Genomic DNA, 12351 nt, shown 5'->3' on the forward strand with positions numbered 1-12351 from the left:
TGGCGGTCAGTCTAACCCGGTTGGGCGCCGGACGCAGGCGGCGCGGTCCCGGCAGGCGGTGCCGCTTCGTCCGCAGGCGCTTCCTCCGGAAGGTCCAGGCTGTAACTGCAGCCCACCAGTGTCTTGCCGGGGTGCGAGGCGACGTTGCTGACGTTCAATACGGCCGATTCGATCAGCAGCTTGCCGGTCGCGGTGTCGCGGATTTCCTCGCTGCGCAGCTCCTTGCCGAACATCGCCTTGGCCGGTGTGTCGATGGCGGTTTCGAGCGCCAACTGCTTCGCCAGCGGCCGGGGATCGGGCAGGTCGAGCAGCGCGATCACGCTGCCGCCGGAGAATGCGATGTGGTCAGTGTCGTGCCCGAAGACGCGGATCGGTCTGGCCAACCGGTATTCGGTCATGAACATGTTCGCCTGCGGCAGCGGCTGCCAGCCCAGTGCGACCGCCTTCAGCGGGTCCTCCAACGCGGGTGCAAGCGCGGTCAACCGGGCGATGTCGCTCCGGCACTCGATCAGGGCGGGCAGGTCCGGTCGCGCATCCTGCGCGGCAGCAGACAAGGGGAGGATCAATACCAGTGTCGGTACGAACAGCAGGGTGCGCAGCATGCCGTCAGTCTTCCGCGTAGGGATCGGCGATGCCAAGTTCGGCCAGGATCTCGCGTTCCAGCTGTTCCATGCACTCGGCTTCCTGGTCGTCCTCGTGGTCCCAGCCCAGCAGGTGCAATGCGCCGTGCACGGTCATGTGCGCGTAGTGCGCGGCCAACGGTTTCTTCTGTTCCTTCGCCTCGCGTGCCACGACCGGCGCACAGATCACCAGGTCGCCCAGCAGCGGCATCTTCACGCCCTTGGGCAGTTTGACGCCCTCGGCCATCTCGGCCGGGAAGCTCAGCACGTTGGTCGCGTAGTCCCGTCCCCGGTAATGCCGGTTGAGCGCGCGGCCTTCCTTGCTGTCGACGATGCGGATGGCGAGGTCGGCTTCGCGGATGCGGCCTTTCAACGCCGCTGCCACCCACTTGCGGAAACTTATCGCGGACGGAATGCCGGCGCGTGGCAGCGCGTAGCTGACGGCGACTTCGAGACGGACGGGGCCTTGGGTCATCTTCTTCGCTCGTCATTCCGGCGAACGCCGGAACCCATGTGGCTGTTGCTTGATGATGAGGTGACGCACGGCAGGCAGAATCAACATGGCTGGCTCGCCGTGCGGCGGTTGAAAGCCCAGCATGCGCTGGGACGACGGCAGACCGGAAGCCTACGCGACCGGTCCTGTTTCCGCATCCTTGCCGTCCCGCGCATCGTAGGCCCGTACGATCTTCGCCACCAGCGGATGACGCACCACGTCGCGGCTCGTGAAGAAGTTGAACGAAATGCCGTCCACGCCGTGCAGGACGTCCAGCGCATCCTTCAGACCGGACTTCTGGTGCTTGGGCAGGTCGATCTGGGTCAGGTCGCCGGTGACCACGGCGGTGCTGCCGTAACCGATGCGGGTCAGGAACATCTTCATCTGCTCGATGGTGGTGTTCTGCGCCTCGTCGAGGATGACAAAGGCATCGTTGAGCGTACGACCGCGCATGTAGGCCAGCGGCGCGATCTCGATGACGTTCTTCTCCAGCAGTTTGACCACCTTCTCCACGCCCAGCATCTCGTACAGCGCGTCGTACAGCGGGCGCAGGTAGGGGTCGACCTTCTGGGTCAGGTCGCCGGGGAGGAAGCCGAGCTTCTCGCCGGCCTCCACCGCAGGACGCACCAGGATCAGCCGCTGCACGCGCGATTCGTTCAGCGCTTCCACCGCACTGGCGACGGCAAGGAAGGTCTTGCCGGTGCCGGCCGGCCCGATGCCGAAGTTGATATCGTGGGTGGCGATGGCGTGCAGGTACTTGGCCTGGTTCGCACCGCGGCCGCGCACGGTGCCGCGCTTGACCTTGATGGCTACGTCCTGTGGCTGGTAGTCATCGTCGGCGATGCGGTCGACGTTGGCCGCGTTGAGGCGCAGGTGGATCGCTTCGCTGTCGAAGGTCTCGCCCGCCGTTTCTTCGTACAGCGCGTGCAGTAGCTTTTCCGTGGCGGCGACGGATTTCTCCGGCCCGGTGACGCGGAAGATGGCGCCGCGATTGGCGATTTCCACGCCCAGGCGCAGTTCGATCTGGCGCAGGTGGGCGTCGAACGGGCCAGCCAGGTTGGCCAGGCGCTCGATGTTCTCGGGTTCCAGGGTGAATTCGTGTTTGCTGGGGACAGTCATGGGGCGGGGGAATACTCGTGGCAATAGCGGTTAGTGGCGCGTCTCGTCGCCCGCGTCGTCCACCGGCCATTGGTGGAAGACATAGACCTCGTCATCGACGAGTGCCTGGTCGAAGTGTTCGGCTTCCGGTGCGTCGTGGCGCTCGATCTGCAGAGGCTCGTCTTCCACCGCGATGACTTCCCAGCCTTGCTCGCGGACGAATTCCACCGCGCGGCGCATGGGGTCTGGCGTAAAAGCGGGGCGCAGGTAACAGGTGATGAAAGCACCACCGGCCTCCGCGAAGTCGGGACTGTCGGGCAGGGGACGGGCTTCCAGCGTGAACACCCACAACTGGACGTTATCGGTGGAAATGGCGGCTGTTCCTGCAAACACAAGGCGGGTCGGCAGCGTAACCCGGCGCCCCGGAACCGGCCAGCCAATGCCGTTCGTCGGATTAGCCTTGAGATTTAATTAATCATAAAATTAAATAAGCCGCATGACGACCCCCAAACCACCCGCCGGAACCATCCGTACACCACGATCCGCGCACGGCGCCACGTCCGGCGTGACGTTGAAGAGGCCTGCACGCAAGCGCACTCCCGGACGGCGCCCGACCTCCGAATCGGCCGATCTGCGCGCCACGCTGCTCGACGCCGCGCTGACCTGCTTCGTCAGGAAGGGCATCGCAGCGAGTTCGCTGCGCGACATTGCGGCGGAAGCCAGCGTCACGCCGGCACTGGTGCACTACTACTTCGGCGACAAGACGCAACTGCAGCAGGCCGTGGTGGCCGAGCGGCTGCTGCCGGTCGTGGCGCAGATGCGCGCGCCCGTCGTGGAAGCGGGCGAGGGTGACGTGGCCGGACTGGTCGCCGGCTTCGTGCACGGGATCGGCGGCGTGGTCGCGCAGCACCCCTGGCTGCCGACGTTGTGGGTGCGCGAGATCTTGTGCGAAGGCGGCGCGTTGCGCGAGATGATGATCAGCCAGGTCGGGCCGATGCTGCCCAAGATGATGGCGGGCCGCTTCGCCGCCGCGCAGCAGGCGGGAGAACTCAATCCGGATCTCGACCCGCGCCTGCTGATGGTGTCGCTGATCGGGCTGACCATGTTTCCGATGGCCAGTGCGCCGATCTGGCGCCAGTTGTTCGGTGCCGACGACATCGATTTCAACGACCTGCGCCGGCACACGCTGGTGCTGCTGGACCGTGGACTGGAGCTTGACCGTGCGAAATGAACTGCCACGCGGCCTCCTCGCGGCCGCCATCCTGATGCTGGCGGGCTGCGCCGCCGATGCGCCCGAAGCCTTGGGCACGCTGGAATGGGACCGCGTGACGCTGCCGTCGCCGGTGGCGGAGAAGATCGTGCGGGTCGATGTGCGCGAAGGACAGCAGGTACCGGCCGGCGCCCCGCTGCTGCAACTGGAACTTACCCGCACTCAGTCGCAGCTCGCGGTCGCACAGGCGCAGGCCGTGCAGAGCCGCGAAGCCCTGGCGGAGCTGCGCGCCGGTCCGCGCCGCGAGGCCATCGCGCAGGCCCGCGCCAGCCTGGCCGCCGCGCAAGCGCAGGCCCGTGATGCGGACGCCTACTACGCGCGCTTGCAGCCGCTGGGTAGGCAGCGGCTGGTCGCGGCTTCCGAAGTGGATCGCGCACGCGCCGCGTCGCAGAGCGCGCAGGCCCAGGTCCGGCAGGCGCAGGCCGCGCTGCTGGAACTGGAGCACGGCACGCGCGTCGAACAGGTCGCGCAGGGTGAAGCCGCCGTCGCCTCGGCGGACGCACAGGCGCGTGTGCAGGCGGTGACGCTGGAGAAGCTCAACATCACCGCGCCGCGCGCAGGACGCATCGACAGCCTCCCGTACAAGCTAGGTGACCAGGCACCGGTGGGCGCGCCGCTCGCGGTGATGCTGGTGGGCGAGGCCCCCTATGCGCGCGTTTACCTGCCGCAGGCCATGCGCAACCGGCTGAAGGTCGGTGACACTGCGAGGGTGCGCCTGGATGGCGAGGACACGACCTACGAAGGGCGCGTGCGCATGATCCGCAGTGAGCCCAGCTTTACTCCGTACTTCGCGCTGACCGGCCAGGACGCGGAGCGCCTGAGCTATCTGGCGGAGATCAGCCTGGGCACGGACGCTGCAGGTCTGCCGGTGGGTGCGCCGCTGCATGTGGTGTCAGATGAAGCGCAGTGAGCCGCCGCCGGCGCCCCCTGCAGAAGGGGCTTCAGCCCCGATGCTTGATCCTGATGACGTGCGGTCGGGGCAGAAGCCCCTCCTGCAGGGCCGGGACGATCTTGCGATCCGCGTCCGCGGACTGACCAAGCGCTTCGGCGCGCTGGTGGCGGTGAACGATGTCGATCTCGATGTGCCGCGACGCAACGTCTACGGCTTCCTTGGTCCGAACGGATCGGGCAAGTCGACGACCATCCGCATGCTGTGCGGGCTGCTGACCCCGGCCGCCGGCGACATCGAAGTGCTGGGCCTGCGCATTCCCGAGCAGGCCGAGCAACTGCGCACGCGCATCGGCTACATGACCCAGAAGTTCTCGCTGTTCGAGGACCTGACGGTGCGCGAGAACCTCGAGTTCCTCGCCGCAGTGCAGGACATCCCGCGCGCGCAGGCGCGGCGGCGGATCGACGCGCTGGTCGAGCAGTACCACTTCCAGGACCGGCAGAAGCAGCTCGCAGGCACGATGAGCGGCGGACAGAAGCAGCGCCTTGCACTGGCGGGCGCGGTGATCCACGAACCGGAACTGCTGTTCCTCGATGAGCCGACCAGTGCGGTGGACCCTGAGTCGCGCCGCGACTTCTGGGAGAAGCTGTTCGAACTCGCAGACGCGGGCACCACGCTGCTGGTGTCCACGCACTACATGGACGAAGCCGAGCGTTGCCACCGCATCGCCATCCTCGACCGCGGCGTACTGGTGGCGGACGGTACGCCCGATGCGCTGACCGGCGAACTCGCCGGCCGCACGCTGGTGGTCGAAGCCGCGCAGCCGCGGCAGGCGCAGAAGGCGCTGGTCGCCATGCCGGGCGTCATCAGCGTGGCGCAGATCGGCAACGTGCTGCGCGTGCTGCTGTCGGAGAACGGACAAGCCGCGGACCGTATCGCGCAGGGCCTGCGCGCGGCCGGCATCGGCGCGGACGTGTCTGCCGCATCGGCCAACCTGGAGGACGTCTTCGTCTCCGCCACGCGCGGCCAGCCGGCCCGTGAGGAGGCCGCATGAAGTTCCGCCGCCTGATGGCCGTGATGGTGAAGGAGCTGCGTCAGATGCGGCGCGACCGCATCACCCTGGCGATGATCGTCGGCATCCCGGTGATGCAGTTGCTGCTGTTCGGCTATGCGATCAATACCAATCTGCGCGACCTGTCCGCCGGTATCGCCGACCAGTCGCGCACGGCTGCCTCGCGCGCGCTGGTGATGGATATCGTCGCCACCGGGGTGGTCACGCCGACGCGGGAAGCCGCCACCCCGCAGGAGCTCGTCCAGGCCATGCGGCGCGGCGAGATCAGCATCGGCGTGGTCATTCCGCCGGACTACGAGCGCCGCCGCGCGGAAGGTCGCGAGGCGGTGCAGATCTTCGTCGACGGCAGCGACAACGCCGTGCAGAGCGCAGCCGCCCAGCTCGCGCAGATGCCATTGGACGGCGGCAGCGGCCCGCTGGCGACACGCACCATCAGCGTGGTCGGCTTCTACAACCCGCAACGGCGCTCGGCGGTGAACATCGTGCCCGGGCTGATCGGCGTGATCCTGACGATGACCATGGTGCTGTTCACCGGCGTGGCCATCGTGCGCGAGCGCGAGCGCGGCAACATGGAACTGCTGATCGCCACGCCGGTAAGCAGCGCCGAGCTGATGATCGGCAAGGTGCTGCCCTACGTGGCCATCGGCCTGGTGCAGACTACAGTGGTGCTGGCGCTGGGCATGTGGCTGTTCCAGGTTCCGCTGGGTGGCAGCCTGCTGCATGTCTACATCGCCGCCTGCCTGCTGATCGTGGCCAACCTGACGCTGGGCCTGCTGATCTCCACCCGCGCGCAGTCGCAGTTCCAGGCCATGCAGATGACGTTCTTCATCTTCCTGCCGTCGATCCTGTTGTCCGGCTTCATGTTTCCGTTCGCCGGCATGCCGAAGGTGGTGCAGTGGATCGCCGAGGCACTGCCACTCACGCACTTCCTGCGACTGATACGTGGCGTGATGCTGCGTGGCGCCAGCCTGTGGGAGCTGTGGCCGGATGTGCTGGCATTGCTGGCTTTCACGACGGTGATGATGACGGCGGCGATCCTGCGGTTCCGCAAGCGCCTGGACTGATAGGCTGGCGCTCTTCCGGCAGGGATGGAGCGAGCGATGGACGAAGCAGCGATCGGTGCGGTGGTGGATGGCATGTACGCGATGATCTCGGGCCCGGCGGGCCCGCGCGACTGGTCCACGCAGGACGAGGTCTTCCATCCCGACTGCCGGCAGATCCGCACGGGCGTCGATGCGCAGGGTGCGCCGTGGCGGCTGTCCTTCTCGCTGGCGGAGTACCGTGTCAACGCCGATACGTTGCTGGCGGAGATGGATTTCTTCGAGGTCGAGACCGGGCGGGAAGTGCGCGTATTCGGCAACATCGCCCACGTGTGGAGCGCGTACGAAGCCCGCACGTCGCCCGACGATCCCGTGCCGGAGCGTCGTGGCATCAACAGCATCCAGCTCTACAAGGGCGAGGATGGCTGGAAGATCATCCACATGATCTGGGACAACGAGCGCGACGGCGTGCCCTTGCCTGCCGTCGGCTGACCGGCGTCAGTCGGTGCCGGCCACGCGCCCGCGCAGGGAGTTGGTCAGCGCCTCGGTGATCAACACGTCGACGAACTGACCGACCAAGCGCGGATGGCCGGGAAAGTTCACCGGGCGCATGTTCTCGGTCTTGCCCGTCAGTTCGTTCGGATTCTTCTTCGACGGCCCTTCCACCAGTACCGACTGCACCGAGCCCACCATCGCCTGCGAGATCGACGCGGCGTGGGCGTTGATGTGCGCCTGCAGCCGTTCCAGCCGCGCATGCTTGACGGCATCCGGCGTGTCGTCTTCCAGGTCGGCGGCCGGCGTGCCCGGGCGACGCGAATAGATGAAGGAGAAACTCTGGTCGAAGCCCACGTCCTCGATCAGTTTCATGGTTTTCTCGAAGTCCGCGTCGGTCTCGCCGGGGAAGCCGACGATGAAGTCCGAGCTGACCGAGATGTCCGGCCGCACCGCACGCAACTTGCGGATCTTCTGCTTGAACTCGAGCGCGGTGTAGCCGCGCTTCATTGCGGAGAGGACGCGGTCGCTGCCGGCCTGCACCGGCAGGTGCAGGAAGTTGGCCAGCTGCGGCACGTCGCGGTAGGCGTCCACCAGCGAATCGCTGAATTCCAGCGGGTGCGAGGTGGTGAAGCGGATGCGGCCGATGCCGTCGATCTCGGCGATGGTGCGGATCAGCAGGCCGAGGTCGGCGACTTCGCCGTCGCCGTAGGGGCCGCGGTAGGCGTTGACATTCTGGCCGAGCAGGTTGATCTCGCGCACGCCCTGCGCGGCGAGCTGCGCCACCTCCACAAGCACGTCCTCGAACGGCCGGCTGACTTCGGTACCACGGGTGTAGGGCACCACGCAGAACGAACAGTATTTCGAGCAGCCTTCCATGATCGACACGAACGCTGAGGGCCCCTCCGCGCGCGGCTCGGGCATGCGGTCGAACTTCTCGATCTCGGGGAAGCTGATGTCGACCTGCGGCCTGTTCTGCTCGCGGCGCGCGCGGATGAGCTCCGGCAGGCGGTGCAGGGTCTGCGGGCCGAACACCAGGTCCACGTAGGGCGCGCGCTTGACGATGGCTTCGCCTTCCTGGGAAGCCACGCAGCCCCCGACGCCGATGATGACGTCGCGGCCGCCGGCCTTCAGTGCCTTCCACCGGCCGAGCTGACTGAAGACCTTCTCCTGCGCCTTCTCACGGATGGAGCAGGTGTTGACCAGCACCACATCGGCTTCCTCGGGATTGTCGGTCAGCTCCAGACCGTCGGACGCGGCGAGCACGTCGGCCATCTTGGCCGAGTCGTACTCGTTCATCTGGCACCCGTGGGTCTTGATGAAGAGTTTTCCGCGCACGATGTCCGGGCTGCGCGGCTTGGCCAGCGGCAGCGGAACGAGGGCGGGGTCGGTCACGGCGGGGCCGGCCGTGGTCGGCAGTGCGGGGGCTTGCGTCCCGGTCATGGCGCTTAATCCAGTCGGGTGGGCGGGCAGGGGGCGCTTAGTTTACGCGCTGCGCGACGGCCGGTCCCCGTCCCCGCTGGCGTTGATAGCGGGTAACAGCCCGGCATGAAGGGGCCGGCGTCCGGCAGTCGGAACTCCGACCGGCCGCACAGATTGGAGGAAACCTTTGTTGGACAAGGACTTGGCAATCCCCCGGGAATTCGGGACACTGCGCGGCATGAGGGGGACTCTGACGCTTCTGGCCGCACTGGCCGCACTGGCCGCGTTGACCGCACTGCCGGCCAGCGCGGGCACGCTGTACAAGTGCACCGGCAATGACGGTGTGCCGAACTACGTCAGCAAGCGCGTCAGTGGCGCAAGCTGCGAAGTGGTCAGCCGCTACACGCCCGACCGCAACCGGCCGACGCAGGTCTCCGCCGTGTCACGGCCTGCCGTCGCTACACCAGCGGTGGGGGCGGCCAGCTCGCCCGCCCTGTCCGATTCGGCCAGCGCCATCGTCCCGGCAGTTGTGCCAGCCGCGTCCGTCCCCGCGCCCGCCACCGGTCCGCGCCGCGTGGTCAGCGGGCAGGTCTACTCCTACATCAAGGACGGCGTACGTCACTACACCAGTACGCGGCCGCGCGGCGGCACCCAGGTCGCCAGCCTGCGCACCATCAAGTACAGCTACATCGAGACCTGCTTCGCCTGCGGGAATCCGAGCGTCGACTTCGGGCGACTGCGATTGAACACCTCCGCTTACCAGGCCGAGATCGCCGCGGCGTCGCGCGAATTCGGTGTGGAGGAATCCATCCTGCGCGCGATCATGCACGCGGAATCGTCCTACAACCCGATGGCGCTGTCGCATGCCGGCGCGCAAGGCCTGATGCAGCTGATGCCGGCCACGGCGCGCCGGTTCGGCGTCACCGACTCCTACAACGCCGCGCAGAACATCCGTGGCGGCGCACAGTACCTGTCCTGGCTGCTGAAGCGCTTCAACGGCAACCTGACCCTGGCCGCTGCCGGCTACAACGCCGGTGAGGGTGCGGTTGACCGCCACGGGGGCGTTCCGCCGTACAAGGAAACCCAGCGCTACGTGCAGCGCGTGGCCGTGCTGGCCGATCGCTACCGGCAGGCGGTCGCCGCGCGTTGAGCCGCGGCGGGCGCTTTGGGCGCATGCAAGCCATTGATTCCACGGCAGCCGTTGTCGGCTCATTAAGCCATCCGTTACACTTTGCCGTCTTTATGCGGCCCGCACCGGCGTTTCGGGTGCGGCCTTGGCAGCCTTTTTAGCTACCTGATTGTTTTGCGGAGTGCCGGATGGCCATCGATGGGGTCAATGGGCCTGTGAATACGGGCCGACGCCGGTTCCTGACTGCGACCACCGCTGTGGTGGGTGCAGTGGGTGCCGGTATTGCAGCTGTACCTTTTATCAAGTCGTGGAATCCGAGCGCCCGGGCCAAGCTGGCCGGTGCCCCGGTGACCGCCGACCTGACCGGTCTGCAGGAAGGCCAGCGCCTGATCCTGGAGTGGCGCGGCCAGCCGATCTGGATCGTCAAGCGCTCCAAGGCGATCCTGGATGCGCTGCCGACCCTAGACGCGAACCTGCGCGACCCGCAGTCGCAGAACCTCGACCAGCAGCCGTCGTACATCAAGGGTGAGACGCGCTCGCTGAAGCCGGAGATCTCCGTGCTGGTCGGCCTGTGCACGCATCTGGGCTGCTCGCCGGAAATGGCGGCCGAGATCAAGCCCGAGCCGTACGACCCTGACTGGAAGGGCGGCTATTTCTGCCCTTGCCACAAGTCGCGCTTCGACATGGCGGGCCGCGTGTTCCAGGGCGTGCCGGCCCCCACCAACCTGGTGGTGCCGCCGCATTACTACGAGAACGACACGACCATCGTCGTCGGTCTCGACCCGCAGGGGGGCGCATAAGCCATGGCGAACATCATTACCCGTACCGCCGATGGCGTGATGGACTGGTTCAACGCGCGCGCGCCGGGCTTCATGCCCGTGTACCGCAAGCACATGAGCGAGTACTACGCGCCCAAGAACTTCAACATCTGGTACATCTTCGGCGTGCTGTCGATCGTGGTGCTGGTCAACCAGATCCTGACCGGCATCTTCCTGACGATGCACTTCAAGCCGAGCGCGGCGGAAGCCTTCGCCTCGGTCGAATACATCATGCGCGACGTGGAGTGGGGCTGGCTGATCCGCTACATGCACAGCACCGGCGCCTCGCTGTTCTTCATCGTCGTCTACATCCACATGTTCCGCGGCCTGATGTACGGCTCGTACCAGAAGCCGCGCGAACTGGTGTGGATCCTCGGCATGCTGATCTACCTGGTGCTGATGGCGGAAGCCTTCCTGGGTTACGTGCTGCCGTGGGGCCAGATGTCGTTCTGGGGTGCGAAGGTCATCATCTCGCTGTTCGGCGCGATTCCGGTGATCGGCAACGGCCTGACCGAGTGGATCATGGGCGACTACCTGCCCAGCGACGCCACACTGAACCGCTTCTTCGCGCTGCATGTCATCGCGCTGCCGCTGGTGCTGCTGCTGCTGGTGGTGCTGCACATCTTCGCGCTGCATGAAGTCGGCTCGAACAACCCCGATGGCGTCGAGATCAAGAAGGGCCCGAAGGGCAACCGCTGGTCGCCCACGGCACCGGCCGATGGCGTGCCGTTCCACCCGTACTACACGGTGAAGGATGGCTTCTACGTCGGCGGCTTCCTGATCATCGCGGCGTTCATCGTGTTCTTCGCGCCCGCGATGGGCGGCTGGTTCCTGGAGCACGACAACTTCTCCGAGGCCAACAAGCTGGTGACCCCGGCGCACATCAAGCCGGTGTGGTACTACACCCCGTATTACGCGATGTTGCGCGTAGTGCCGGACAAGCTCGGCGGCGTGCTGGTGATGTTCGGCGCCATCGCGATCCTGTTCCTGGTGCCGTGGCTGGATCGCGCCAAGGTCAAGTCCTACCGCTACCGCGGCCTGCTGTCGAAGGTGCTGCTGGGCGTGTTCGCGATCTGCTTTGTGTGGCTGGGCAAGATCGGTGCCGGCCCGGGTACGGACCCGGTGGAAACCATCGTCGGCCGTTTCCTGACCGCTTTCTACTTCCTGTTCTTCCTGACCATGCCGATCTGGACCAAGATCGACAAGACCAAGCCAGTGCCCGAGCGGGTGACGACGCATGACTAAGACTTTCGCCTCTCGCCTAGCTGTCTTCGCCAGCGGGTTGCTGATCTCGTTCACTGCCTTCGCTGCCGGCGGCGGCGACACGCTCCAGGCCGGCAACGACCTGAGCGATCGCGCCTCCCTGCAGCGCGGCGCGCAGCTGTACATGAACTACTGCGCAGGCTGTCACTCGCTGAAGTACATGCGCTACTCGCGCATGGCCGAAGACCTGGGCCTGACCGAAGACGAGGTGATGAAGAACCTCAACTTCACCGGCGCCAAGTTCGGCGAGCAGGTGCAGGTGTCCATGCCTGCCGCAGGTGGCGAGAAGTGGTTCGGCAAGATGCCGCCTGACCTGAGCGTCATTTCCCGTGTGCGCGGCAGCGACTGGATCTACACGTACCTCAAGTCGTTCTACCTGGACGAGTCCCGCCCGCTGGGCTGGAACAACAAGCTGTTCCCGAACGCCTCCATGCCCAACCCGCTGTGGGAACTGCAGGGCCTGCAGCATGCCGAGTTCGGCCCCGTCGATCCTGCCACCGGCGAGCGCCACGTCGAGGGTCTCAAGGTGGCCCAGGCGGGTCGCCAGAACGCGCAGCAGTTCGACCAGACCGCGCGCGACATCACCAACTTCCTGGAGTATGTCGGTGAGCCGGCGGCCCTGAAGCGCCAGAGCATCGGCGTGTGGGTGATCCTGTTCCTGGCGGCGTTGACGTTCCTGGCCTACCTGCTGAAGCAGGAGTACTGGAAGGACGTCCACTAAGGACCGTCGCGCATCCACTGCAGC

The 12351-nt window shown here is 66.4% G+C and carries 14 protein-coding genes; 9 read left to right on the plus strand and 5 right to left on the minus strand.

Annotated features, from left to right (window positions below; translation table 11 throughout):
* Nucleotides 1-11: 11 nt before the first annotated feature.
* The 4 genes from FB548_RS05345 to FB548_RS05360 form a co-directional block, all read right to left on the minus strand.
* Nucleotides 12-602 (minus strand): hypothetical protein, encoded by a 591-nt coding sequence (locus FB548_RS05345; RefSeq protein ID WP_142123682.1) that lies wholly within the window; start codon nt 600-602, stop codon nt 12-14.
* A gap of 4 nt (nt 603-606) precedes the next feature.
* Nucleotides 607-1095, minus strand: coding sequence for an rRNA maturation RNase YbeY (gene ybeY / locus FB548_RS05350; protein WP_142123683.1), 489 nt, complete (start codon nt 1093-1095; stop codon nt 607-609).
* A gap of 150 nt (nt 1096-1245) precedes the next feature.
* The gene (locus FB548_RS05355) at nt 1246-2232 is read right to left on the minus strand and encodes a PhoH family protein (RefSeq protein ID WP_142123684.1); all 987 of its coding nucleotides are present in this window, start codon (nt 2230-2232) and stop codon (nt 1246-1248) included.
* Nucleotides 2233-2262: 30 nt separating this feature from the next.
* Nucleotides 2263-2604 (minus strand): hypothetical protein, encoded by a 342-nt coding sequence (locus FB548_RS05360; protein ID WP_142123685.1) that lies wholly within the window; start codon nt 2602-2604, stop codon nt 2263-2265.
* Between the two features lie 103 nt (nt 2605-2707).
* Here FB548_RS05360 and FB548_RS05365 point away from each other — a divergent pair, with 103 nt between their 5' ends.
* The 5 genes from FB548_RS05365 (at nt 2708) to FB548_RS05385 (ending at nt 6974) form a co-directional block, all read left to right on the plus strand.
* Nucleotides 2708-3442 carry a TetR/AcrR family transcriptional regulator gene (locus FB548_RS05365; protein ID WP_142123686.1) on the plus strand — a complete coding sequence of 245 codons (735 nt, stop codon included), beginning with the start codon at nt 2708-2710 and terminating at the stop codon, nt 3440-3442.
* The gene (locus tag FB548_RS05370; protein ID WP_185741984.1) at nt 3426-4391 is read left to right on the plus strand and encodes an HlyD family efflux transporter periplasmic adaptor subunit; all 966 of its coding nucleotides are present in this window, start codon (nt 3426-3428) and stop codon (nt 4389-4391) included. Before FB548_RS05365 ends, FB548_RS05370 begins: the two co-directional genes overlap by 17 nt.
* A 106-nt stretch (nt 4392-4497) precedes the next feature.
* Nucleotides 4498-5424, plus strand: coding sequence for an ABC transporter ATP-binding protein (locus tag FB548_RS05375; RefSeq protein WP_142124117.1), 927 nt, complete (start codon nt 4498-4500; stop codon nt 5422-5424).
* The gene (locus FB548_RS05380) at nt 5421-6506 is read left to right on the plus strand and encodes an ABC transporter permease (RefSeq protein WP_142123687.1); all 1086 of its coding nucleotides are present in this window, start codon (nt 5421-5423) and stop codon (nt 6504-6506) included. Before FB548_RS05375 ends, FB548_RS05380 begins: the two co-directional genes overlap by 4 nt.
* 36 nt (nt 6507-6542) lie before the next feature.
* Complete coding sequence (locus FB548_RS05385; protein ID WP_142123688.1) at nt 6543-6974, plus strand: hypothetical protein; 432 nt, start codon at nt 6543-6545, stop codon at nt 6972-6974.
* A 6-nt stretch (nt 6975-6980) separates the two neighbouring features.
* On the opposite strand, the gene miaB is transcribed toward FB548_RS05385, so the two are convergent.
* Nucleotides 6981-8417: a tRNA (N6-isopentenyl adenosine(37)-C2)-methylthiotransferase MiaB gene (gene miaB, locus FB548_RS05390; RefSeq protein ID WP_142123689.1), complete on the minus strand. Its 1437-nt coding sequence runs from the start codon at nt 8415-8417 to the stop codon at nt 6981-6983.
* Between the two features lie 217 nt (nt 8418-8634).
* On the opposite strand from miaB, the gene FB548_RS05395 reads away from it, so the two are divergent.
* The 4 genes from FB548_RS05395 (at nt 8635) to FB548_RS05410 (ending at nt 12327) form a co-directional block, all read left to right on the plus strand.
* Nucleotides 8635-9546, plus strand: a complete 912-nt coding sequence (locus FB548_RS05395) for a lytic transglycosylase domain-containing protein (protein ID WP_142123690.1) — start codon at nt 8635-8637, stop codon at nt 9544-9546.
* A gap of 167 nt (nt 9547-9713) precedes the next feature.
* Nucleotides 9714-10325 carry a ubiquinol-cytochrome c reductase iron-sulfur subunit gene (gene petA / locus FB548_RS05400; protein WP_142123691.1) on the plus strand — a complete coding sequence of 204 codons (612 nt, stop codon included), beginning with the start codon at nt 9714-9716 and terminating at the stop codon, nt 10323-10325.
* A gap of 3 nt (nt 10326-10328) precedes the next feature.
* Entirely contained in the window at nt 10329-11588 is a 1260-nt protein-coding gene (locus FB548_RS05405) for a cytochrome bc complex cytochrome b subunit (protein WP_142123692.1), read from the plus strand.
* Nucleotides 11581-12327 carry a cytochrome c1 gene (locus tag FB548_RS05410; RefSeq protein ID WP_142123693.1) on the plus strand — a complete coding sequence of 249 codons (747 nt, stop codon included), beginning with the start codon at nt 11581-11583 and terminating at the stop codon, nt 12325-12327. Before FB548_RS05405 ends, FB548_RS05410 begins: the two co-directional genes overlap by 8 nt.
* Nucleotides 12328-12351 lie beyond the last annotated feature (24 nt).

Source organism: Pseudoxanthomonas sp. 3HH-4 (assembly GCF_006716465.1).
In the GTDB taxonomy this organism is placed as follows: Bacteria; Pseudomonadota; Gammaproteobacteria; order Xanthomonadales; family Xanthomonadaceae; genus Pseudoxanthomonas_A.